General features: G+C 60.7%; 27 protein-coding genes and 2 pseudogenes. 6 read left to right on the top strand and 23 right to left on the bottom strand.

Translation table 11 applies throughout. The features are described from left to right. Positions 1-10: 10 nt before the first annotated feature. The 15 genes from WMC41_RS11880 to WMC41_RS11810 form a co-directional block, all read right to left on the bottom strand. Positions 11-2,221 carry a hypothetical protein gene (locus WMC41_RS11880; protein WP_432343383.1) on the bottom strand — a complete coding sequence of 737 codons (2,211 nt, stop codon included), beginning with the start codon at positions 2,219-2,221 and terminating at the stop codon, positions 11-13. 171 nt (positions 2,222-2,392) lie between these two features. Further along, positions 2,393-2,917 (bottom strand): hypothetical protein, encoded by a 525-nt coding sequence (locus tag WMC41_RS11875; RefSeq protein WP_432343381.1) that lies wholly within the window; start codon positions 2,915-2,917, stop codon positions 2,393-2,395. Positions 2,918-3,016: 99 nt separating this feature from the next. Continuing rightward, on the bottom strand, positions 3,017-3,439 hold the full coding sequence (locus tag WMC41_RS11870; RefSeq protein WP_432343379.1) for a hypothetical protein: 423 nt from the start codon (positions 3,437-3,439) through the stop codon (positions 3,017-3,019). After that, the gene (locus tag WMC41_RS11865; protein WP_432343377.1) at positions 3,426-4,355 is read right to left on the bottom strand and encodes a hypothetical protein; all 930 of its coding nucleotides are present in this window, start codon (positions 4,353-4,355) and stop codon (positions 3,426-3,428) included. Before WMC41_RS11865 ends, WMC41_RS11870 begins: the two co-directional genes overlap by 14 nt. A 10-nt stretch (positions 4,356-4,365) precedes the next feature. Next, the gene (locus WMC41_RS11860) at positions 4,366-4,719 is read right to left on the bottom strand and encodes a hypothetical protein (protein WP_432343375.1); all 354 of its coding nucleotides are present in this window, start codon (positions 4,717-4,719) and stop codon (positions 4,366-4,368) included. Between the two features lie 176 nt (positions 4,720-4,895). After that, the gene (locus tag WMC41_RS11855) at positions 4,896-6,008 is read right to left on the bottom strand and encodes a hypothetical protein (protein WP_432343373.1); all 1,113 of its coding nucleotides are present in this window, start codon (positions 6,006-6,008) and stop codon (positions 4,896-4,898) included. Beyond that, positions 6,005-6,241, bottom strand: coding sequence for a hypothetical protein (locus WMC41_RS11850; protein ID WP_432343370.1), 237 nt, complete (start codon positions 6,239-6,241; stop codon positions 6,005-6,007). The genes WMC41_RS11855 and WMC41_RS11850 overlap by 4 nt, the downstream gene beginning before the upstream one ends. A gap of 273 nt (positions 6,242-6,514) precedes the next feature. Continuing rightward, positions 6,515-8,518, bottom strand: a complete 2,004-nt coding sequence (locus WMC41_RS11845) for an AAA family ATPase (protein ID WP_432343368.1) — start codon at positions 8,516-8,518, stop codon at positions 6,515-6,517. Further along, positions 8,496-8,738, bottom strand: coding sequence for a hypothetical protein (locus WMC41_RS11840; RefSeq protein WP_432343366.1), 243 nt, complete (start codon positions 8,736-8,738; stop codon positions 8,496-8,498). Before WMC41_RS11840 ends, WMC41_RS11845 begins: the two co-directional genes overlap by 23 nt. Positions 8,739-8,831: 93 nt before the next feature. Then, positions 8,832-9,209 carry a hypothetical protein gene (locus tag WMC41_RS11835; RefSeq protein ID WP_432343363.1) on the bottom strand — a complete coding sequence of 126 codons (378 nt, stop codon included), beginning with the start codon at positions 9,207-9,209 and terminating at the stop codon, positions 8,832-8,834. Positions 9,210-9,264: 55 nt separating this feature from the next. Next, positions 9,265-10,041, bottom strand: a complete 777-nt coding sequence (locus WMC41_RS11830) for a hypothetical protein (RefSeq protein ID WP_432343361.1) — start codon at positions 10,039-10,041, stop codon at positions 9,265-9,267. Then, positions 10,038-10,256 carry a helix-turn-helix transcriptional regulator gene (locus WMC41_RS11825; protein ID WP_432343359.1) on the bottom strand — a complete coding sequence of 73 codons (219 nt, stop codon included), beginning with the start codon at positions 10,254-10,256 and terminating at the stop codon, positions 10,038-10,040. Before WMC41_RS11825 ends, WMC41_RS11830 begins: the two co-directional genes overlap by 4 nt. 78 nt (positions 10,257-10,334) lie before the next feature. Then, complete coding sequence (locus WMC41_RS11820; protein WP_367831124.1) at positions 10,335-10,709, bottom strand: hypothetical protein; 375 nt, start codon at positions 10,707-10,709, stop codon at positions 10,335-10,337. Further along, complete coding sequence (locus WMC41_RS11815) at positions 10,709-11,959, bottom strand: tyrosine-type recombinase/integrase (protein ID WP_432343356.1); 1,251 nt, start codon at positions 11,957-11,959, stop codon at positions 10,709-10,711. The genes WMC41_RS11820 and WMC41_RS11815 overlap by 1 nt, the downstream gene beginning before the upstream one ends. Before the next feature lie 511 nt (positions 11,960-12,470). Further along, positions 12,471-12,824, bottom strand: a complete 354-nt coding sequence (locus WMC41_RS11810) for a transposase (RefSeq protein ID WP_432343354.1) — start codon at positions 12,822-12,824, stop codon at positions 12,471-12,473. A 122-nt stretch (positions 12,825-12,946) separates the two neighbouring features. Here WMC41_RS11810 and WMC41_RS11805 point away from each other — a divergent pair. The 4 genes and pseudogenes from WMC41_RS11805 to WMC41_RS11790 form a co-directional block, all read left to right on the top strand. After that, positions 12,947-13,078: pseudogene (locus WMC41_RS11805) on the top strand (transposase); the annotation flags it as partial. Between the two features lie 400 nt (positions 13,079-13,478). Next, complete coding sequence (locus WMC41_RS11800) at positions 13,479-13,667, top strand: hypothetical protein (RefSeq protein WP_244766683.1); 189 nt, start codon at positions 13,479-13,481, stop codon at positions 13,665-13,667. Between the two features lie 9 nt (positions 13,668-13,676). Beyond that, positions 13,677-14,546, top strand: a complete 870-nt coding sequence (locus tag WMC41_RS11795; protein WP_244766682.1) for a hypothetical protein — start codon at positions 13,677-13,679, stop codon at positions 14,544-14,546. Positions 14,547-14,725: 179 nt separating this feature from the next. After that, positions 14,726-15,157 (top strand): annotated as a pseudogene (locus WMC41_RS11790) (Gfo/Idh/MocA family oxidoreductase); the annotation flags it as partial. Positions 15,158-15,378: 221 nt separating this feature from the next. Here the strand turns inward: WMC41_RS11790 and WMC41_RS11785 are convergent. Further along, complete coding sequence (locus WMC41_RS11785) at positions 15,379-15,897, bottom strand: DUF6428 family protein (RefSeq protein WP_432343351.1); 519 nt, start codon at positions 15,895-15,897, stop codon at positions 15,379-15,381. A gap of 43 nt (positions 15,898-15,940) precedes the next feature. Here WMC41_RS11785 and WMC41_RS11780 point away from each other — a divergent pair, with 43 nt between their 5' ends. Then, positions 15,941-16,309 (top strand): ArsR/SmtB family transcription factor, encoded by a 369-nt coding sequence (locus WMC41_RS11780; protein ID WP_432343348.1) that lies wholly within the window; start codon positions 15,941-15,943, stop codon positions 16,307-16,309. Beyond that, positions 16,275-17,519 (top strand): arsenite efflux MFS transporter ArsK, encoded by a 1,245-nt coding sequence (gene arsK / locus WMC41_RS11775; protein ID WP_432343345.1) that lies wholly within the window; start codon positions 16,275-16,277, stop codon positions 17,517-17,519. Before WMC41_RS11780 ends, arsK begins: the two co-directional genes overlap by 35 nt. Positions 17,520-17,576: 57 nt before the next feature. Here the strand turns inward: arsK and arsC are convergent, their stop codons facing one another. The 7 genes from arsC to WMC41_RS11740 all read right to left on the bottom strand — a co-directional run bounded on the left by arsC (position 17,577) and on the right by WMC41_RS11740 (position 22,051). Then, positions 17,577-17,999 carry an arsenate reductase (glutaredoxin) gene (arsC, locus tag WMC41_RS11770; protein ID WP_432343343.1) on the bottom strand — a complete coding sequence of 141 codons (423 nt, stop codon included), beginning with the start codon at positions 17,997-17,999 and terminating at the stop codon, positions 17,577-17,579. Between the two features lie 2 nt (positions 18,000-18,001). After that, positions 18,002-19,060, bottom strand: coding sequence for an ACR3 family arsenite efflux transporter (arsB, locus tag WMC41_RS11765; protein ID WP_432343341.1), 1,059 nt, complete (start codon positions 19,058-19,060; stop codon positions 18,002-18,004). Then, positions 19,060-19,587 carry an arsenate reductase ArsC gene (locus tag WMC41_RS11760; RefSeq protein WP_432343339.1) on the bottom strand — a complete coding sequence of 176 codons (528 nt, stop codon included), beginning with the start codon at positions 19,585-19,587 and terminating at the stop codon, positions 19,060-19,062. The genes arsB and WMC41_RS11760 overlap by 1 nt, the downstream gene beginning before the upstream one ends. A gap of 15 nt (positions 19,588-19,602) precedes the next feature. Beyond that, positions 19,603-20,040: an arsenic resistance N-acetyltransferase ArsN2 gene (gene arsN2, locus WMC41_RS11755; protein ID WP_244766675.1), complete on the bottom strand. Its 438-nt coding sequence runs from the start codon at positions 20,038-20,040 to the stop codon at positions 19,603-19,605. Then, positions 20,037-20,390: an ArsR/SmtB family transcription factor gene (locus WMC41_RS11750; protein WP_432343336.1), complete on the bottom strand. Its 354-nt coding sequence runs from the start codon at positions 20,388-20,390 to the stop codon at positions 20,037-20,039. Before WMC41_RS11750 ends, arsN2 begins: the two co-directional genes overlap by 4 nt. A gap of 252 nt (positions 20,391-20,642) precedes the next feature. Next, positions 20,643-21,524: a DNA-binding protein gene (locus WMC41_RS11745; protein WP_432343333.1), complete on the bottom strand. Its 882-nt coding sequence runs from the start codon at positions 21,522-21,524 to the stop codon at positions 20,643-20,645. After that, positions 21,521-22,051, bottom strand: coding sequence for a flavin reductase family protein (locus WMC41_RS11740; protein ID WP_244766672.1), 531 nt, complete (start codon positions 22,049-22,051; stop codon positions 21,521-21,523). The genes WMC41_RS11745 and WMC41_RS11740 overlap by 4 nt, the downstream gene beginning before the upstream one ends. Positions 22,052-22,381 lie beyond the last annotated feature (330 nt).

The following is a 22,381-nucleotide window of genomic DNA, read 5'->3' as shown; positions in this document are numbered from 1 at the left end:
GCCCTCCCTCTCAGGCTCCGGACGCATGAAACGCGTACCCCAGGATCTCGATACTGTCCGATGTGTTGTCCACGCTGGCGGTGATGGACACGGCAGTGTTCGACGTCATGGCATTGGAGCCAGGGCCGATGCCGTTGCGGATACCGCCCTGATGGCGAATTCCCTCGATGTAAGCCATCTGCTGGCCCGGCCCGGCAAACGTGATCCCGGCCGTGACACGGCAGTCGCCCGTATCCGACGCGCTGAACGTCAGGCTGGCGAGCGGCGTGCCGCCCAGGCGCAAATGGAAGCGCTTGTTCGAATTGGCGCCGTTGAGCCGGGCATAGACCTCAAACCGCACCGCCTTGGCCGGCATGTTGCTGACATAGAGATCGCGGAAGATGTTTGCGAGCGCCGTGAGCGAGTAGATCGTATTGGGTGCGGTGGTGGCGATTGTCTGCAGCGGGTTGCCGCCGCGCCGCATGATGCATCGGTCACTCGCCGCGTAGGCCACAGAAAACTCGGAGAAGAGGTCCCCGGACGCGCTGCCGCCTCCAGACCAGTAGGCTCGGTAGTTTTCGTCTGCTCCGGTTCCCAGCTCGAAATTCGCGCCGGGTGTGATCGAGGTGCCGTTGGTGGCCCAGAACACCGTGCCGCAGCGTCGGACGCGGGAGCCATCCGTGTTAAGGCGCGAATTGATGTTCAGGCGAATGGCCGTCGCGCAATCCTCGATCAGGCACCAGTCGAGATGGCCGTTGGTGTGTTCCTGACCAAAGGCGGCGATATAGCCGTTGATGAGCAGCGGCCCGCCGGCCCGAGTGCCGGCATTCTGCGAGCCGAAGACGTACGGGGTGTGGAAATGCGCCCGTACCCCATAACCGCCGAGGGTCACGCTATTGAGATAACCGAAGTCGTTGAAGATGCCGCCGTCGAAGTCGAGCACGGATGTCCCGAGGCCCGCCACGCCGATATAGCAATCCTCGATCCACACGTTCCGCCCGCCGACATAGCACCTGTCCGCCGCATAGATGCCCGAGGAGGAGATCGAGCCGTTGAAGTCCTCGAACTGGATGTCTTCCAGCCAGACCTTCGTGCCCTCGGCGAGGCGCAGCCCGAATGCCGTTTGCGTCGCGCCCTCCTTGATAAGGGTGCGCGGCCGGGGCGAGACGTAGTCGAGGAGCGCTGTCGCGCCCGATGTGCCGCCGGCCACCGTCTCGCCGATAGCCGGCACCCCGCTCTCGATGCGCGCGATGACGAGACGTCCCATCACGGACAGGACGGTCAACACGGCGCCGCCACTGCACGTCACGGTTTCCGATGGCGCAAAGGTCCCGACCAGATCGCTGGCGAGGAAGCCGATATCGAAGCCCGCCGCAACCGCGACAGGCGCGCCGATGATCCGGATAGGATTGCGGGAGGCCAAGCCCTCATCCGGCAGGCGGATGCGGGCATATTGCCCAGCGGCGATCTTGATCTCATAGGTGCCGTTGCTGAGCGGGACCTTGCGGGCGAGGTGATCGGCCGCGGCCTGACCGGTTGCCAGTGCGCAGTCGGCGCTCAGCCCGTCGCTGGCGTCGTTGCCGGTCGCACCATCGACATAGAGCCGGTTGATCTGCGCCGTCACGGACGGCGTGATGTACCACACGTCGTCCCCGCGCAGGATGCGGCCGGGGCCGGTATTCTTGACGTCGTGGAAATTCGGGATGCTCTCCGTCGTCAAGAAGTTGGCATCTGGCCAATATATCGTAGCGCCAAGGAGATAGGCAAAGCCGACGATGGCCTTGACCGCGTTGGTGTCGTCGGTGACGCCGTCGCCGGCCGCTCCGGCCATGAACGGCGTCACAGTCAACTCGTCGAGCGCCCACCAGCCCTCGTTTTCGAATGCCACGTCGTGCGCGGGCTCGCTATCGACGCGGGCGAAATGCGCACGCCGGTCTTCGACGAACACGCGCTGAACGTCGGTGAGGCCGCTCGCGATGGACGCATAGGCAAACGTCGGCAGGCGCACGACACCCGTCGTCGGCTGCAAAGCGGTATCTGCAAGCGCACCTTCTGCCGCCGTCGCAAAGTCCGTCGTTTCTGCGGCAGCCGCCGAACCAAGCTCAGGCTTGTCCTGCAGATCGCCATAGCTCCCCGACGTCGCTACGTCTGCCAGCGCATCGGCATTCGGTTTCTGCGCCAGAAGATCCAGAAAAGGCGCAACCCGTCTCGTCATTGACGTAAGACTGAAAACCACCTTCACGCAGGCGGTGTACCATGCCTCCCTTAAGGCCAAAGACCTCGAGGTCTTCGACGCTGTCGGCAACAGGCAGCTGGTCGGCGCGGGTGGGGAGGTGTTGATTCATAAATTCTCCGGAAAAGAAAAGCCCGGCGCAACGGCCGGGCGATGGTGGGGATTTTGGTGGGTGTGGGCTCAGGCCGTCGCCAGGTCGGCCAACGCCGCGACAACGGCGGCGTCGATCGCCGCCTTGACTTCGGCGGCCGACATCATGCCGAAGAGGCGCGGCGCCACATCGTCTCCAATAGAACGGCACCGCTCACGGACGATGCCGCACTCGCTTCGCAGGTGCGCGATAGCGTCGTCGATAGTTACGACTTGAGTGCTTTCTCGTTCGAATTCGATCTGCTTCAGACGGGCATTGAAATTCTCCTTGACCTTCTCAGCGTCGGCTTTCGACCAGAGCTCCTCTCCGTCTGCGGACATCAGGCCCAAAGCAGCCACAAGTGGTCCATTGGTGTCCGCATCACGGACCGCAATGTGACCCTGTGCGGACAGTGGTAACAGGTCACCAGACCTCCAGTTTACGTCAAGGTATGCCGGGTCAATTGTTCCGTCCTTAAGTAGATGAATATGCTTGGTTTTCACCTTCCGGCGTACGACCTTGTCGTCGCATCCGGCCCGGCGCGCGAACTCGCGTATCGATATGCCAATGGCCATGTCCGCGGACACCTTTTCAAACTACATTTTCGCGGAATCGGGGCGGCTGCGTGTCCGCATCTGGTCTGGATAAGGACACGATCCTTGACCTGGGGGGGCCTACCGGCCGCGCCTGGCATTCATCTGAGCAATGACCTTCGACCACCCGCTCAGTTCCGCCGGCTTCTCCTCGGTGGCGACGGCGCCGCCGCGCTTGTTGAAATCGGCAACGACTTTGCCCCAGCCGTGGGACAAGCGGCTGGGGTCCTTGACCTCTTTGCCGTTCAGGCGGGCAACCACCCGCGCCATTGTCGCCTTGACCTCGGCCGCCTCCGCGGCCTCTCGTTCGGCACGGCGACGCGCTGCTTCTTTTACAAGCACATCATTCCGCGCCGTGACTGGCGCAGGCGCCGATGCGACCGGAGCGGCGTGCCGTTCGGGCGGCTGATATCCGTAGCGCGCCTTGGCGATTGCCACGTTTCGCTGAGCCATAGCCACGGCTGCCGCGGCGATCATTTCCTTACGGCGATCATCCTGCGACATCGGCGGTCTCCTTGGGGGCGAGCGAGTATGAGTATTCCGGAGTGCGCTCACCCGCGGCCGGCCGTGGCAGCAGCGGCTTATCGAGAGCCGCCAGAACGGAATGCGGCGGATACGAAACTGCCGACCAGAACGGCGACGACCCGGCGTCCAATGGGGGGAGTTCAACGGAAGCAGCGAGACTTGGCGCATGCCAGCCGCTGCGGTCGGGCAGATATTTGGTTCGAATGAACCGCCGCTTGACGACCTCCAGCACGCCACCGCCATCGGCGCGCACCCGGCCGGTGAAGGCAACTTCCCCATTCGAGGCAACGCCGGCGCGTGGCCTTGCGTCCGGGGTGACCTGACGCTGCATGTGATCCGGAATCGGCGTGCGCTGGTCGCCTATGCCTGCCCAGAGTTCAACGAATTCCTGCTTCACGTCTTCGCGATACAGTTGTCGCGTGCTGCGAACGTCTTCTGCCTTATCCAGGCGGGAGGCACCGGCCGGCAGGCTCTCGTTGGCCAGCTCGACAGCCATGTCTGCTTCGGCGATCGAGCGCAGAACGTCGCGGATCTGTAGGGCGGCCTTTTCGTAGTCTCCGAGTTTCTTGCGGGCCGTGGCGGTCAGTTCCTTCGCGCGATCGTAGGCGACCTGGCGTTCGGACTCGGCTTCGGATTCGAGTGCCGCTTCGTGGTCCCGCTCGAGACGCTGGATGCGAGCGCGTGCCTGATCCACATCGATGTTGGCCTCGGTCTTCGCATCCAGGAAAGCGCGCAAGGACTTCTTGTCGGCGGTCAGCAGGTTGGCGTCGTATTGCGCTTCGGCATCAGCGACCGCGGCTTCCGCGGCCTCTAGCTCGGCCTGCGCTTTGGTGATTGCGGCGGCCAGGTCGCTGGACGACTGCTTGCCGAGTATCTTGTTGATCAATTTTCCCATGGTGTTCCTTTCAATGTTTCACGAGCCGGCGTCGCAGTTCCGCGAGCGGAAGGTGGACGGCTGTACCGGCGGGTTGGTCGGTGGTGGTGGTGATCGGGCCGCCGGTGGGCCGATGTACCCAGATTGCGTCGGCGCCTGACGCAGCGATCTGGCGGGCGATGGGTAGAACCTCGTGCGGCCGACCGAGACGATGGCGGAAGAGTTCGGCGGCGACGGCGATGCAGAGGGCCTCTACGCGGTTGTAGATGCGCGCGTGACCGCGAACCGCCCCGATATGAAACGTTGGCGCACGGCACAGCCATTGGCGGATGGCGGCCTCCGACAGGCCGAGGAGGCCTGCAAGGTCGCTGGTGGCGAAGGTCAAGATGGCCTCCTTTCGTGGTGACGGACGATTGGCGTCACGATTGAGGTGATAAAAAAATGACCGTCCGCCTGCGGCCAAGTGCAGGCGGACGGCCAGGAGTTCGCGGGACGTCCAGAACCGCGAAGGGGGAATTATCTCTTCAAATAGAGAGCGGACGGGACGCCGCGAAATGGACTCTACGCCGCAACTTTTCTCGATTTTTTGTTGTCGTTCGCCGGCATCAGGGCCAAGGCGGCCTTTCCGGCTGCTCGCACGAGCCGCTTGCCCGCACGATCCGGCCGCGTCGTGTCGACCTTGTGCGCTTCCGCGACGTCGGACAGGTCGCCGCGAGCGAGCATGGTTTCGATGGTCAGCAAGACGTCATCCCGCAGGTCTGGGGCGGCCTCCGCTTCACGCCAGATTTCGGGAACGGAAAGCCCCTGCTTGTTTCCGCCGACGCGCCCGAACCAAGTGGTAGAGCGGGCAACGTCATCTGGGCAACGGGTGATAGGGTGGCCGGCCGTCTGCTCCGCCAACCAGGCGCGGAGCTTCGCCTTCTCTTCCGGGATCTCCACGCGAGAATGGCCGACTGGAGGGTACACCTGTGCTGGCATCGGCGTGCCGCGGCGGCGAAGGTGGAACGCCAGGCATTCGGCCTCGTACAGCTTCTCCATGACCGTATCACGATCATTGCGGGGGCGGTCGCTCCACTGGCGCATGTAGCGCTCGACGGCCCAGACGATGGGAATTCCGCTGCCCTTCCGCTGGGAACTCTGTTCACGCGGAAGCTGTACGACGCCCTTCTTGTCGAGCCAGTACGTTAGCAGGCCCTGCTGCGCCTCTGAGGAGTCCACGTTGAACACGGCGCGGCCCAGACGGTAGCGGGTGTCACCGACGCGGTACTGCTTCTCCGCTGCCGGGAAGCCCGCCCGTAACGCGCCGGTGCGAGCAGCCATCCTGCCCTTGGGGACGATGGCCCGTCCGTCGTTGGCGGCATCCACAAGGTCGTCGATATCGGGATGGACGCGCATGCGATCGTCGCTGCTGTCCAGGTCGTCACCTCTATCGTCCTTGTCCCGATAGACGGGACGGAAGTCGCCCATGATCGTGGCGATGGCCACCACGGCTTCGGGGTTCTCCTCGGCAAGCCATGAGAGGGCCGGATATCCGCCGCGGAAGCGCTCAGGTTTGTTGTCGTTGGCCGGCTTGGGACGGTAGGGCTGAAGGGTCTTCGAGATCGGCCAGCCGTGCCACGGTTCACCGCTGTGGGTGGCGCTGGATGCGAACTTGATGTTGCCGATGGTGATCATGCTGCTTCCCCAGGCACGAAATCAGGGTACGGGCGACCGACGTTCAGGCCGAAAATCGCGCCGCGCTCGGTTTCGTATCCAACGATATCGTCCGGCTGCTCTCCAGCCACGAGGGGAAACACTTCCTGTCCTTCGACGATCTGCCATCCGATGACCGGCGCCCAGAACTTCTTCCCTTCCGATTTCCAGATGGCCATGAAGCCGGGCTGAGCGGGCAGGTACGAAATCGACATTCTGTTCCTCCTTTATATCCGTACCCCGTACCGACAAAAATCAGATGCGGTACGGCGTATCTATTTGATATTTCTTCGTAATCACTGCCGTACCATGAAAACCGCCCCCCTAGAGAGGAGACTAGTACGGTACGGTATTCTTTCGACCATTGGACAGGAGGGGACGAAGTCCCCCCTCTGTCCAAGTAGTTTGGTTTGGCTTTGCTACGAATTCGGCTTGGTACGACGTTAAGCCATTGATACTGCGATGTATTTTTGAGCACCGTACCACCCTTACTCCCTCACGGTACGATCTTCGCCAGTACGGCGTTGTTTTCGACCAGCCTTCTCGGCCATACCCTGGACGACGGTGGCCCACTTTCGCTGCTCATGGATATCGGCAGCCGCAGACGAGGCTGCTTCCTCGCCCTTCTTCGTCAGCTTCCACTGCTGAAGTTCGTACAGGACGTACTGTGCTCGCTTCAGCCGATCCGTGGAGTTCTGCGCCCGCTTCTTGTCGGGCTCCCCCTTTGTGTTCGTCCAGCCATGGAATTCAGCAAGGTCCCGCAGAGACCGATTGCCGTTCTGCCGGATGGCGAGGAGCATCACCTTGTCGTCGCCGTTGTCGGAATCGGCACGCTGCGCCACTTCATCGTCGCCGACTGGTGCCGCCATGACGGTCGGGATCGGCCGCCCCTTGCTGTCCACCAGGGCCGGCGCGTTGATCGTCTTGAGGTCGAAGGTCAGCGGCAGGAAGTCGGGGCCACGATGTTTTCCTTGCCAATGCAGCACCGACATCTCTCCTCTCTTCGCCAGGGTGAGGTTGCCATCGACCTCATTCAGGAAGGCACCACCGCCTCGTGGGAGCAGGTTATCGGCGCCAGCATTCTTGACGGGATGGCTGGCCGCCAACACGGCCGGGCGCCATTCCATCTTGGCAAGTTCCCGGAGCTGGCGGGCATAGTTGCCCATCTCCACGTTCGAGTTCTCGTCCGAGCCGGTGAAATAGGCGGCGGTGGTATCAACGATGATCAGGTCAACGCCGCCGAGGTCGCGGGCTCGCTCGGCGATATGGCCCAGGAACTCGGCCACGGAGAACACGCCACGGATGAAGTGCACATCGAGATCGTCCGCATCCAGAGCATGTTCGTGAAGGAGGCCAATCCACCTCATGGTGACGTCGTCGGGGTTCTCGCCGGCGAAATAAAACACCCGCCCACCCTTGGTCTCACGCCCCGCAAACGGCGATCCGAGCGCGGTGCAGAGGGCGAGCAGCAGCGCCACCGCCGTCTTGCCGGACCCGGTCTGGCCGGTGAGCGAGTACAGGAACCCGGACTGCATTATGCCGTCGACAGCGTAATCCGGTGGCACGAATCCGCGAACGAAATCGCCGCTGTGGATCAACTCTGGACCGGCAGGACGGTTGTCGTTAGCCGGGGCTGGCATCGCCGCCTTGGCCAGAGCCTGTAGCTGTTCGACCGTGTTGCCTGCCGCAAGCCAATCCGTGACGTCGCCCTTCTCTGGAGCGCCGGGAAGCACCACACGCTTGACCGGTGCGACGCCCTGCAGGAGCGCGATCACCTTGTCGGCCTTCTCCGCACCGGGGGCATCGTTGTCGGGAATGACGAAGACCGTTCGACCTTTCAGGGGGGATAGGTCTGTCGGCCACGAGCCATTGGGCGCCGTCGTGGCGAGCAGCCCGACGCCCGTGAGGATGTCGGCGTCCTTTTCACCCTCAACGACATACACCGGCTCGCCAGGTCGAGAGGCGATTTCCGGCCACCTATAGATGATGGGATCGGGGCGCCCTGAGAGCCAACCTCCCTTGCCATCGGGCTGGCGCTGTAGGAAGGTCTTGTCTAGACCGTCTCCCTGATATCGAATGACCTGAAACAGAACCTCGCCATCTGGAGTCGCATAGTCGTATTCTGCCACGGCGGAATACCCCTGCCGCGTCAGGTGTCCGTCGTAGAATGCCTTTGGGGTATCCTTGGATTTCGGGAGACCAGTATGGGCGGCAGGCGCCTCTGCTTTCTGACCGGGCGTAAAGGCTGGCTCGCCGCACCGAGCGAGCACCCAGTCTTTCATCGCGACGGGATCCTCGCCGCTGAAGCAATTCACTAGCAATCCGCGAGGCGCGGAAGGATCGACCGTGATGGAAATCTCGGGCGAGCCCTTCTTGTGACCAGGAGCATGGGCGACGACCCTGCTGGTTCCAGCAATAACCTTGCCGCCGATCGCTTTCGCGACGGCATGCGGATCGAGGTATACGGGATCAGGCTGCGTGGCTGCGGTCACGGGCGGTCTCGCTCCAGTAGGCATCGATAATGATGGACTTAAGTTCGGCGACGGCCGCTGGGGCAAAGCTCAGCACGGACAGACCACCTGCATTTGGCGAGTAGACACGTAGATCGCCGTTGCCAGCGCGCACGAGGCGCAGACCGTTGACGCGGATCTCTGGGGTCACCTGGACACAGGCGACCGCCAGCGTGTTACCCGGCCCGTCGAGCCGTTTCATGGACAAGACTTCCAATGTTTCCTCCTTATAGGCGCACGAAGGCGCGGCCCGCCGACTGGGGTCGGTGGGGTGATGGTGGTGCGGGTCGTGGGATTAGGCGGCTTTTTGAAGCATGGCCATCAGCGCCAACCGGACCTCGTGTTCCCTTACTGGCGGACGCCAGAGGATACTTGCCAATTGATTGAAGGTGCCTTGCCACGCGCTCGGGTCGGTCCTATGGATGACCGAAAGTCGATAGAGGGCGTTCTCGGCAATGTCCGTGGGGACCTCGTCTAGGCAATATGCGGCCGTATCGATTATCTTCCGGTATTTAGTATCGTCTCGGTATTTGTCGCCGGTTTTGATCGCTTCACAGAGCCAGTATGACAGGCTCTCGACGGTCGGAATCGGAGGCCACTCGCAGACGGAGCGATCAGCAAGTGCGCGCGGATACCATTCGGTGAGATCGGTAAGATTGTTTTCGTTGGTCATAAATCCCCCTTGCCGCCGGCGAGGCGGTCGAAATGATGTTGGGAATGTGGGTGTGCTAGGCGGCTATGCCCCAAGCGGCCATTTCTTCCGCCTTGTCGATGCGCTCGGCGATCTGCACCCTGCGCAGCCTGCGCGGGTTCACGACGACCTCCGGCTCGGCACCGGACGCTTCCCACAACGCGAGGATCGCATCACGCGGTATCTCGGCAGTAAGCACGACACCTTCACCGCTTCCGTGGCCATGGAGGGCGAAGCGTCGAGCGGTTGGATAGTCGCGGCTCCACGATAGGGCGAATGATGTGCTCTTGACGGAGTCCTTCATCTTGGCGCCGCGGAAGATGCGGACCGTCTCGCTCAAGCTCGACAGCGTTTCGATCTCCTCCGGCTCCATAAGGTCGGCGCGCTCCACCTCCTGGAAGTAGGAGATGATGGAGGTCAGGCTCCCTCCGTTTAGGGCCAGAATGGACCCAGATTTCCCGTCTAGCCACGCCCCCTTAAGAAGGGCTGCCCGAACCCGTGAGCCGGGTCCATGGTTATAAAGCAGTGCAGCGGGAACGCGCCCCCGCGTGGCATTCGCCAGCGAGTATATGAGATGAACCGCGGCCTCGACCGCTTCGTCATCGTCCTTTTCGCCCTGGATGACAGTGTCGCAGAAACTGTCGATCGCCTTCAGCTCGAAGTCGTGGGGTTGATCGTCACCATGATGCAAGCCTTCTTCGATAAGGTAGCGGCGGTGCGCTATGATCTCGGCAACGGCGAACTTCCAGAACCAGTCCGATCGCTGCTGCGGGCTGGCTATGCGCCAAGAAAAGATGGAATGCAGCCGGCTCATGCTGCACCTCGCAGCTTGCCGTTATCATTGGCCGGCTGCCACGTACTCGTGCGCGCACGTTCAGCCTTCCAGGCGTCGAGATCGGCGACATCATATATGACGGCGCGCCCCAACTTGTAGAACCGTGGACCACCGCCGAAGCAGCGAAGCTTATCGAGCGTGGATTTCGAAAGCCCGAGATGGGCTGCGGCCTGTTTCGTTCGGATATTTGTCATGGCATCTCCTCTTCAAGGTTAGTGATGCCGTGAATATGATTGAACTGCCGGTGCCTTTTTAGGCCGAACAAATGGGATTTATTCGCGGGAAGCTTCGTCGGCCGCCGCCTTTGCCTCATTGTACTCCGCGACGGCCTTTCGGATGTGCGATTCCGAATGGCAGAATTTCTTTGAAAGCAGCAGGAGCACGTCCTCATATTTTTCCCCGCGCCCCCGTAGAGAATGAAACTCTTCCCCGATATCGAACCAGTACCTAGTATGCGCCTTCTGCCTGCCCCTTTTCCGCTTTGGGGGCTTGATCATTTCGGCCGCGAGCCTCTGGACTACCTTGTCGGCCGTTCCTGCCTTGAGCAACGCAACAATAGCGGTCTTCGCATCTTCCGTGCGCCCTTCGGACAGTGCCGCCTCAATGGGCAGCGCCTGAAGACTGAAACCGTCGGGGAGGCGCGCCATCACTTCCCTCCCATGGCGGTAGCGATCCGATCTGCGATGACATCCGCGGCACGGCGAACAGGATCGGCGTCCAAGTGCGCATACCGAGCGGTGGTCGCGGCCTGGCTATGCCCCAGCAATTTACCAAGGATGGGGAGCCCCAAGCCACTGCCGGCGCCAACGCTCGCAAAGGAATGGCGTAGATCATGAAGCCGAACCCCCTCTAATCCTGCGCGGGCGCGGACTGCATCCCATGGCTTTTTCAAATCGTGCCTCGGGCGCTCGTTCTCGGCTCCGGCACTGGAACTGGCTACGACGTATCTACCGACACGGGGGAGGGTGGTCAGCACGTCGATTGCGGCCGTCGAGAGAACGATAACCTTTTTGCCGGTCTTGCTGTCCGGCAACAGCAGCAGGCCCCGCTCGAAATCTATGTCCGTCCACCGCAGATCTAGGATCTCGCGTAGCCGGCAGCCGGTCAAGACAAGCAGCCGGATCGCTCCCGTCACATGGGGTGAGAAAACGGTAACTCGGTTTTCCTGTTTCGGGGCGTGCTTGGCGGTTGGTTTCGCCTCATCCACATCGTAGGGCAACCCAACCGTTTCGGCCTCGGTCAGGGCCGCGCCGAGCGCCGCAAGCTCTTCCGAGGATAGGAAGCGCTCTTTCTGGTTTTCCTTGTATCGCTCAACCTTGGGCACGGGATTGAAACCTTCCGGCACTAAGCCCTCACCAGCCGCCCAGTTGAACATTGCGCCGAGGACGGCGAGCGCCCTGTTCGCCGTTGTCCGGCCACCATTGGGTAAGTCTTTGCGGCCGCGGGTGATAGCCGCCTGCATTCGCGTAACGTCGGCACGCGTCACCTGTGAAGCCCGCATCGAGCCGATGGAGGGCAGGATGTGATCATTCAGCACCCATCGATACAGCCGTTCGGTGTTTCCTTTGCGTTTCTCGGCCACGTGCTTGTCGAGATAACTCTCTGCCACCTCTTTCACCGTCATCGCCGCCCGCTCCTCGGCCCGCGCGGCTGCAGGATCGGCTCCGAGCGTGACCCTCGCCAAGGTTTTTGCCGCCTCGTCGCGGGCCTCCTCAGGCGAGTGCGTCGTGGGCGTGCCGATTTTAATGCGCTTCTTGGAGACGGACCGGCCGCCGACGCCCGGGCGGTATTCCAAGATCCAGGAGCGGGCTCCACTCGGCATAACCTTCAGGCCAAATCCCTTGACCTCCGCGTCGTAGTAGATTGTCGCCTTGTCCCCAGTCTCGATCGACGACACCGCTTTCCTGGTTAGCTTTAAGGTAGGCAACCGCAGACCCTCTGATTTCCCGTTAGAGTCGCCACCGAGTCGCCACCATGAGGTAAAACAGGCGGAAATTGGCGGAAACATATGGAAATCAATATAGAGAATATGCTATGAAAAACAATATAGTATCAAAGATGAGGAAGTTCAGGGAAATTCGACTTTGATAACTCTTAATCAGCGGGTCCACGGTTCGAGCCCGTGATCACCCACCATTATTCCTACAAGAATAATGGTTTACGCTGATTACCTTAATCAATCTATAGATCACAAAAGCTTTCCCAGATCACGATTAAGTCACAAAGCTCAATCACAGAGCGCGTCTGACGGCCTCAAAATCGTCTATGAACGTTCCTGTGGATAACTTCCAGATCACAGCCAAATCACCGTCAGATCACATGTGCAGCACGAACGCCTATGCAGGAAGGATTCGTCGCGAAGCATGTCGGAAAAATCATGACGCCTTCCGAAGAGGGCCTTCCCGATCTCAACACCTGCACGCCGTCGAGAGGCTGCGCAGGTTTGCGCCCGCTGCAGAGACATGGGCGCGCACGACGGTGCTATCGAACATCTGGATCAGATGCGCCGAGGATAACAGCGCCGCGAGATGATCGAAGAAGGTTTCGAACACGCCTACCTTGCTCAATCTGTCGAAGCGTTTCCAGACGCTGTTCCATTTGCCGAACCGCTCCGGCTGCGCCCGCCAAGAGATGTTGTGGAGCGAGTGCATCGCTTCCAGAAACAGCCGGTCGTCACGACCCTTGTCGCCTCGACGCGGCAGCGAGGCCCGGAACACGTCCAGCACCACCGCCCAATCCTTGTCCGTCATCTTCGTGGACATCGCCGACCTCCAAATCAGTCGGCTCTCCATGAAACAGGCAAATCCTTTCAGAGGAGTCCTGGCCTCTCTTCATGCGGCAATCCGTCTACACTGCCTAACTGGGTAGGAGTAATGTTGGCACTATGACTGTCACCACCCATAAGATGCAGGTCCTTTCTGGGCCTGAACGGCGGCGCTGGAGCGCGGCAGAGAAGCTGGCCATCATCCAGGAAACCTACGAGTCGGACGCGACGGTGAGCATCGTCGCGCGTCGCCGCGATCGAGATGAAGCTGCCCGCTTTCGGTAACATCGAGACTGCATGCTCTCGAATAACGATCAGCTCGTCCCTCCGCTTCGTCCTGAAATTGTGATGCCGCTGTCAGCGGTATGAAGTCGCGTCGGCTGGATTCCAACCTGAAAGTAACGTTGCGGAGACATTAAGATCGATCGTCTGAGAGATGAGGCGGAGTTGTTTATAACTGTCTGTGCCGGCTGGAAGAAATAGAAGAGAAAATGAAAATAATCTGAAAAGGCCTTGTCAGGCATCGTTTTTCGGACAAGCCTTTCTATAGGGTACGCGAACGCGAGCCTCTTTCATAAGCCAGGCTGCGGCTTTTGCCCTTGGTCATGCTCCGCATGGCCAGGACAAATACGCGCGCCCATAAGGAGCCAGGATGAACGATCACAAGAACCTGTACTGCATGACGAACTTTCATCAGGACAGGACCAATGAAGCGCCCGCCACGAACGAACGTGATTATGAGGGGCAGTTGGTCTTCTCCGGTCCTGACGTCGCTATCGAAGTGATCGACGATCAGATTCAAGGCTATGTGAATGGCCGTATGTCGCATCCGAACGGCTAGCTCTTGGATATGATTGAGAACTACCGTTGCTCGATCCTCGACGGGGCACGGTCTTTGAAACGGGAGGATACCGAGCGCGTGATCATCTTGGGACGACGGCGTCATGTTGAATTCGACATGAGGCCGCGTTTCGAGCCATATCTGGTCCACCTCATCAACCGCTTGGGCGACATCACCACGCTACGCTATGAAATTGAGATCTTCGACTGGGACGATCCAGAGCTGAATAATGGCGGTGGATTTGGCTTCACCTTAACTGGATCGGCTGAAGATGACGTCGAAAGCCTTAAATGGTGTGTCCAACAAAAGCTCGTTAGAAGTAAGGAATGGTACGACAGCTCAAGTGGGCTCGCCGCTGTCGATGCTATTCTTTGGTATCCTGCCGACGGTCAGAGTCTACCTATTGTCGTTTCTTCAGTCAGCGAGAAAACCGCTGCAGGGGAAGGCGGACTTAACTCCGCGCCGGGTGAGGGGAGTTCACCGGATGTGCTGAGCCCGCTTTTGGCGGCCATTCGAAAGAAGCAAGCCGAAACTCTTGCCGAGCCATCCGGGAAGTTCCATGGAGCCGCCGTCGACCGCAAGACGAACCGACCTCAGGAGATGATCTTGAGCGAAGCTCTCGCGTCCACTGATGCCATCGGATTTTGGTTCCAGACAAGGAACGGTGAGGATAAGCCGTATTCCTCTTTTGTGTTTGCGTACGAGAATCTGGAAAGAGGTGAGAGCATCCTGAAGCGGCTCGATGAAAATGCCGATCGCGATCACGCCTTCGGGAACATGTACGCAAGTGACTGGGAGGGTATCAGGTGCTCTTCTGATTTACACATCCGTCACCTCGTGATTGGCCCGCGTCCTGAAGTGGACGAGCGACCCATTTAAAATCGCTCGCACGTATATCTGGTTCGATCGCCATCAGGCTGAAATCTGATGGTGGTCGTGAACCTTAACGCGGCTTGCTGCCTTCAGTCTTTCTTTTGGCGTTTTGTGATAATGGCTATTGTGCCAGAGGGACGAGCAGCGTTTGGGCTTGTCCGTTGTATAGCTGATAAGGCAACGCTGTTATGCTGCGGTTTGATCGCGGCGCCAAGGGTATGCTCTGGTGCAGTCAGGTGGCGCCTGGCCACGAGAATGGCCTGCGGATCCGTGTCTACGGTTCCAAGGGGGGGCTCGAATGAGCCCAGGCAGATCCAAGCTATCTTTGGTTCACGCCCTTTGGTGAAGCAAAGCGCTTGATCACCCGTAACGGGGCTGGCTCGGGCGCCGCCAGCGCCCGCGTCTCTCGTGTTCCGTCCGGCCATCCGGAAGGTTATCTAGAAGCATTTGCGACAATTTACACGGAGGCCGCCAACGCAATAAACGCCGCTAAGCTGGGCGTTGCGGTGGAACCGGCCGTTCTCTATCCGACCGTTAACGATGGTGTGAAGGGCGTCGTGTTCGTCGAGGCCTGCGTGGCTTCTTCTAAGAAAAATGGCGCCTGGATCCGCGTGTAAAGCCAAATTCAGACTATCGACTTTTTTACCGCCTAGAATTAGGCGATCGACTTATGCGCTTGACGGGGTCGACTCTGTCCAGCCGTAGTTCGGCGCGGGGCCGCCTCGGGTTAGGCTAAACGGTTCCAAAGCTGGTTCCTGTAACATTGCGAGGGTAAATCAACAGCTTAGAGACTGGCTGGCCGGCCGGCGGTTCGATTCTCTTCAAGAGCATTCGCTCTTCAGGCGCAACACTTCGAGCTAATCATTGCCGGACCACAGCAGGAATTTGCGGCTGCGCTCTTCTCTGTCAGCCAGCGATCACGGGGTTTGCAGCTTGCCGGCCTTGCGGCCAGTATCACCTCGATTCTGCCTTCGGCCAAGCGCGGCGACGACGCATAGTAGAGGGCCATCGGCCGGCTTCCGTCGCTGACCTCGAAGGTGAGCTTGGCCGCAGGATCGAGCCGGACGTGATCGGAAACCTTGCGGATGATCGCGGAGAACTTCCCCGCCGGCATGTGACCCCTGCCGCCCTCGTCGATATCCCAGAGCTGGACGAACATCTCCGACCAGGTTTCCGGGTTGGCCCCGCAGTCGAGTGCCGAGAACGCGCCCGCCTTGACCTCGGTGACATGATAGCCAGCCTTCACCGGACGTCCGTCATAGACGAACACCAGCGGCGCCTTCGGCGCCGCCGCCAGCCCATCGAGAAGCTGGCCCAGCGTAATGTCGGATGAAACGGTCTTGTCGATCGCGGTCATGTGCGCTACTCCTGTTTTTCAATGGTTAAAGGATTATTGAAATATGGACGAGCGTCAAGCCCTCGCATCATTTGCAGCCCTATCGCAGGAGACTCGCCTTGCTATTGTGCGCACGCTGGTCGTCGCTGGACCGGACGGGCTGGCCGCCGGGCTGATCGCCGAGCGCATGGGCGTCTCGCCGTCGAACGTCTCCTTCCACCTGAAGGAGTTGGAGCGATCGGGCCTGATTGCGATGCGGCGGGAATCCCGCTCGATCGTCTACAGCGCCAGCTACGATGCTCTTGCCGATCTCGTGAAATTCCTGATGGAGGATTGCTGTGCCGGGCATCCCACCATCCGCGAGAGCGTCGAGCGATCCGTCGGCTGCTGCAGGACGGATGCTGCCCGCAGCGAGGGCGACATCGTTGCATGACCCGAAAGCACCCGTCGGCATCGTCGCCGCGCTCGGCCTGACCCAGATCATCGGCTACGGCACCCTCTATTACAGCTTCAGCATCCTGGCGCCCGGCATGGCGGCCGATCTCGGCGTCACCGTCGCGCAGGTCTTTGCCGTGTTTTCCGCGTCGCTCTTCGTCGGCGGCTTGTCGGCACCCTATGTCGGCCGGCAGATGGACCGCATCGGCGCGGCGACGGTGATGGCGATCGGCTCGTTGCTGTCTGCCTTAACCCTGATGCTGTGCGCCTGGTCGCCGTCCGTGGCGATTTTTGCCCTCGCCATCGTCCTTCTGGAAATAGCGTCCGGCATGGTCCAGTACCAGGCCGCTTTCGCGGCGCTGGTGGAGGCCGATCCCCGGTCCGCATCGCGAAGCATCACCTATCTCACGCTGATCGCCGGCTTCGCCTCCACGATCTTCTGGCCGATCACCACGGTGCTGCTCGGCCATCTCTCCTGGCGCGAGATCTATCTCGTTTATGCCGGGCTCAACCTCGCCGTCTGCATGCCGTTCCACGTCTGGATCATGCGGAAGGGAAAGGTTGCGGCGGCCGGCGGGCAGAGGCCGATGCGCGAACCTGTCGTCGGGGCTGTTCCGACGGAGCGCCGGCGCGGTGCGGTGCTCATCGTGTCGGCGGGATTCGCGCTGCTGAGCTTCACCCTCGGCGCCATGCTCGCCCATATGGTGCCGATGCTCGGAACGCTCGGCTTCGGAAGCGCCGCGGTCGTCATCGGCTCGCTGTTCGGCCCGGCGCAGGTTCTCAGCCGCCTGGTCAACATGGTCTTCGGCACGCGCCTTGCGCCGCCGGGCCTTGCCGTCGTCTCCGCGAGCTTGATGGTCCTCAGCGTCGCCATCCTGGCGTTGTCCGGCAATTGGCTTCCCGGCGCGGTCGCCTTCTCGATTTGCCTCGGCCTCGGATCGGGCATCAACAGCATCGCCCAGGGCAGCTTGCCGCTCTATCTGTTCGGCTCGGATGGCTATGGTGCGCTGACCGGAAAGATGGCCGCCGCCAGGCTGGCTGCGGGCGCTGCGGCCCCGTTCACCTTTGCGGCGACGATGGGGCAGTTTGGTATAGGCGCCTCGCTCGTGTTGAGCGCAGTACTCGGCTCTATCGGCATCGCCGCCTTCGTCGCGGTCGCGATGGCGGCGAAGCGGAGCCTCATCACCACCCCAAGCCCGTCAAGCTGAGCACAGCGACACGCTTCTCAAGCTGATCGCCTGCCTGGGCGTCGAGCGCGGAACGTGTCAGGCAATGCGTTTTCCCTCCTCGTCGAGAACCTGTTCGCCATCCTCCTTGAAGAACGGCCCGTTGAAGGTATCGGGCAGGATGTCGAGCACCGCCTCGGACGGGCGGGCGAGCCTGGTGCCGAGCGGTGTCACGACGAAGGGACGGTTGATGAGGATCGGCGTTTCGATCATCGCGTCGAGCAACTGGTCGTCGGTGAGGTTCGGGTTGTCGAGGCCGAGTTCGGTATAGGGTGTGCCCTTCTCGCGGATGGCTTCCCGAACCGTCAACCCGGCATCCGAAATCATCGTCGCAAGCTGCTCGCGTGTCGGCGGATCCCGCACATATTCGATGACAACAGGTTCGATCCCGGCCGCGCGGATCAGCGCCAGCGTGTTGCGGGACGTTCCGCAAGATGGGTTGTGATAGATGGTCGCGTCCATGGTCAGTGCCTTTCGGTGGCGGTGGTTCTGGAGACAGCGGGGGCGGCTTCGTACCAGTCCTTCGAGCGGTTCACGATCCAGACAACCGAGAGCATGACCGGTACTTCGATCAGCACGCCGACGACGGTGGCAAGTGCTGCGCCGGACTGGAAGCCGAACAGGCTGATGGCGGCTGCGACCGCGAGTTCGAAGAAGTTGCTCGCGCCGATGAGCGCAGACGGGCCGGCAACGCAGTGCCGTTCGCCAGCGACCCGGTTGAGTAGATAAGCAAGTCCGGAGTTGAGATAGACCTGAATCAGGATCGGGACGGCAAGCAAGCCGATGACGGCCGGCTGGGCGATGATCTGCTCGCCCTGAAAGGCGAAGAGAAGAACCAGCGTTGCGAGCAGCGCCACCAGCGAGATCGGTTGCAGCTTGGCAAGCACGCCATCCAGTGCCCGCGTCGTTCCGTCAACCGTGAGCCGGCGTCGGACGATCTGCGCGATGACGACGGGTACGACGATGTAGAGGGCGACCGACAGGACGAGGGTATCCCATGGCACGGTGATGGCGGAGAGACCGAGCAGCAGGCCGACGATCGGCGCGAAGGCGACGACCATGATCGCGTCGTTCAGCGCGACCTGCGAGAGGGTGAACAAAGGTTCGCCGCGCGTGAGATTGCTCCAGACGAAGACCATGGCCGTGCAGGGGGCGGCGGCGAGGATGATCAGCCCGGCGATGTAGGAATCGATCTGATCGGCAGGCAGATAGGGGCGGAACAGCCAGCCGATGAAGAGCCAGCCAAGGAGAGCCATCGAGAACGGCTTGACGGCCCAGTTGATGATCAGGGTCACACCGATGCCGCGCCAGAAGGTGCCGACCTGCGCGAGGGACCGGAAATCGATCTTCAGCAGCATCGGGATGATCATCAGCCAGATCAGGATCGCGACGGGAATGTTCACCTTGGCGACCTCAACCGCGCCGATGATCTGGAAGAGGCCGGGCATGAGATGGCCGAGCGCCACGCCGACGATGATGCAGAGGAACACCCAGATGGTCAGGTAGCGTTCGAACGTGGACATCAGGCGGACTTTCGCTGCGGTGAAGTCGAACCTTCCATCGCGCCGATCTGGCGAAGCTTCGTCCCGCGCGCCATGCGGTCGATGGATTCCAACGGCAGGCTGACGAAGGCCGCGATCCGGTTCTTGAGGAAACGGGCCGCCTGGGCGAAGGCGCGCTGGATCTCCATCTCGGTTCCGACGACGGCGGCCGGGTCCTCGACGCCCCAATGGGCGGTCATCGGATGGCCGATCCAGACCGGGCAGGCTTCACCGGCGGCGCTGTCGCAGACGGTGAAGATGAAATCCATTCGCGAGGCGCCGGGCTTTGCGAACACGTCCCAGCTCTTCGACGAGAAGCCCGTCGACGGATAGCCGAGCGCTTCCAGATCCTTCAGCGCGTGCGGATTGACCTCGCCCTTCGGCTGGCTGCCGGCGGAAAAGGCTTTGAACCGTCCGCCGCCCTCCTTGTTGAGGATGGATTCGGCGAGAATAGAGCGCGCGGAATTGCCCGTGCAGAGGAACAGCACGGTGTAGGTCTTGTCGGTCATGGTCGTGGTCCGTGGTTAGGTTGGCGGCCTGGTGCGCTTCATGATGGTCGCCGATGATGGACAGATGGAGGAAAGCTGGCGCGTCGCCAGCACCGATGCGGGCACGCTGTCCCGCGGCACTTCGGAAAATCCGATGCGCGCGAAGAACGGCGCTGCGTTCGTCGTCGCGAGGAAGACGTCGCCGCGGTCGAGACGCGCCAATGTCTGTTCGACGACGGCACGGCCCAGACTTTGCCCTCGATGCTCGGAAAGCACGACGACGGATCGGAGGAGATAATCGACACCGCATAGCTCGACACCGGAGAAGCCGACGATCCGACCATCTGCGACTATGGCCTTGAAGAAGGTCCGGCCGTCATCCTCGATGTCGTCGGTCGGTAAATGTGCGTTCGCCAAGGCCGCCTTGAGGCTGGCGTCGGTGCCGGCAACCTGCTCCAGCCGGACCGTGCTCATGACAGCGTCGCCTCCGGTACACAGCAAGGCGCCAACTCGGCAATCAGCGGAGCACAAAGCTCCGTCGATCCGCCACAGCAATCCTTGAGCAGGAACAGGGTCAGCTCGCGCAGGCCATTAAGATCGGCGCGATAGATGATCGACCGGCTCTGCCGCTCGCTCGTGACGAGGCCCGCCCGCGACAGCGTCGCAAGATGCGCCGACATGGTGTTCTGCGGCACGTCGATGAGGCGGGCCAGCTCTCCAGCCGGAATGCCGTTGGGTTCGTGCCGCACGAGCAGCCGAAAGGTCTCCAGCCGCGTGGCCTGGGCCAAGGCGCCGAGCGCCGCTATCGCTGTGTTGTCATCCATATATCCAGAATAATGGATATTATAGACCTGTCAACCAAAGTTGACACTCATAACCTCGCAGCGGCAATGGCAGGAAGTTCCCCGAGAACCTGGAGTCTTCAAACTCGTTGCTTTTTGTGAAGCAATCTCAGAAGCAGACCTGTCGTCGGCGGTCCCAAGCCAGTCATCCGAGTCAAGGCCGAGTTTCATTTCCAGGCTGCTCGCCCGACATATCGGTCGGTTTCGATCAAGCAGGCTTATCACAACTATCCCTCAGCGACCTCGAATGACACGTTTGCGCATCATAGGGCCGCTCGTTTCGGTTATCGCGGTACAGCGTCCTTCCGTCTCGCCATCGCGTTGGAAATGAACAGTCACCCAGTCACGGGTTTTCCGCAGTTCATGCGCCAGTCGGCTGTTTGAGAAATGCACCGTAAAATGCCAGCCCGCCCGCCGCATATGCATAATCGGCAGCCACGCTTCGCCGTTCGGGTTGAACCGCCGCGGCGCAATCTTTCGCAGTTTATCAGCAGCCGCGCGCTCGCGATATGTTCGATCGACATCGAGAAGCAGGGTCACCGATGGCACCGATTTCCTTGCGATGAGGATTTGCGACGGCTGTCCGAGCCGTTCGGAGAGCGCATCGGCGATCATCCGTTTGCGGCGTTTCCCGATTCCCTTGATGCTGAGGTCATTGAGGTGCAGAGCATATTCGAGATCCGCAAGATTCTCCAAATGACCGTCTTCCGCCAATCGCCGGGCCAGCCGGGGTCCGATACCGGGGATCGTCTGAAAAAGTGTCTCGGGTGCGAATTCGCCTTGGAGCCGATCCAACTGACTCCAGCGCCCGGTTGCCAGCATCTCCGCGATCGCCGCTGCAATCCCGTATCCAATGGTCGGCAGGGCGACCAGACCTGCTCGGCCTTCAGCCGCAAGGATTTCGTCTACGCCACGTGGTAGGGCCTCAACGGCGTTTCCGGCCTTTTGGAAGGCCCGCGAGCGAAAACCACCTTCGCCCTGTTGGACGAGAAGATCGGCATACTCCCGGAGTTTTCCGGCCACGGTCCGGTTGATACCTGCCATGTCGGGAGTCGACAGTTGATGTCGCGGTTTTTCCGCACTCTTCGATCGGAAGTCGCGGCTCGCTGTCGTCATGGCATCCTCGATGCCAGGCTGATCGCTTGGCCGTCTACGACGAAGGAGCCATAACCTTGATGGTGAAAGGTCTTGCAAGTCTTCCGTTCGGGGTCGCGCCATGCCGCTACGACCTCTAGAACAAGCAGATCGTAATCTTCGATGAGCCGCGGATCCTTGATTTTGCACTCAAGGTTCACAAAACATTCCTTGATCAAGGGAACTGCCACTTTTTTCGGCGCTGAAGGCGTCAAACCGTACCGAGCGAATTTGTCGACGTCGCGACCGGAACAGTTGCCGATGTCCACCACCTTTTGCGCCAGTTCGACGCCAGGAATACCGATGACGCATTGGCCGGACTGTCGCAGTGCGGTGAAGGAAAGGTTTCTGCGCGACACGACACACGCAGCCAATGGTGGGACGAAGTCGACCATCATATGCCATGACATGGTCATGACATTGGGTTGGCCTTCGTTGCAAGTGATGAGCAGCACGACCGGACCCGGCTCCATGAGCTGGTAGACGTCTTCAAGAGCGATTTCTTGCATGAGAAATATACTCCTCACTGGCGAGCGATTGTACTTAAAGAGAACTTATCCATTATCGGGGTTTATCTGAATAAAATCGAGTCCAGGGCAAGCCAATCAAAGGACGGTACGGGAAACAGGGCAAATATACTCCGTCTTGAAGCCATCTTTACGAGCGTTTCGAAGAAAATCATTTTCTCGTGTGAGATCGAATGTGATGCCGGCCTCGCACAAGTGCAAGTGATTTGCATGAAGCCAATAAGGCGCGCGTGCACTCATGACATGAAGCCTCCACCCACCTTCCTGCAGGCGGACTAACCGAAAATCGACGAGGTGGGTGGACTGAGCAGA

It is taken from the genome of Shinella yambaruensis, assembly GCF_050859155.1.
Lineage (GTDB): Bacteria > Pseudomonadota > Alphaproteobacteria > Rhizobiales > Rhizobiaceae > Shinella > Shinella yambaruensis.
The sequence above is the reverse complement of the archived record's forward strand: the minus strand, read 5'-3'. Positions and strand labels throughout refer to the sequence as shown.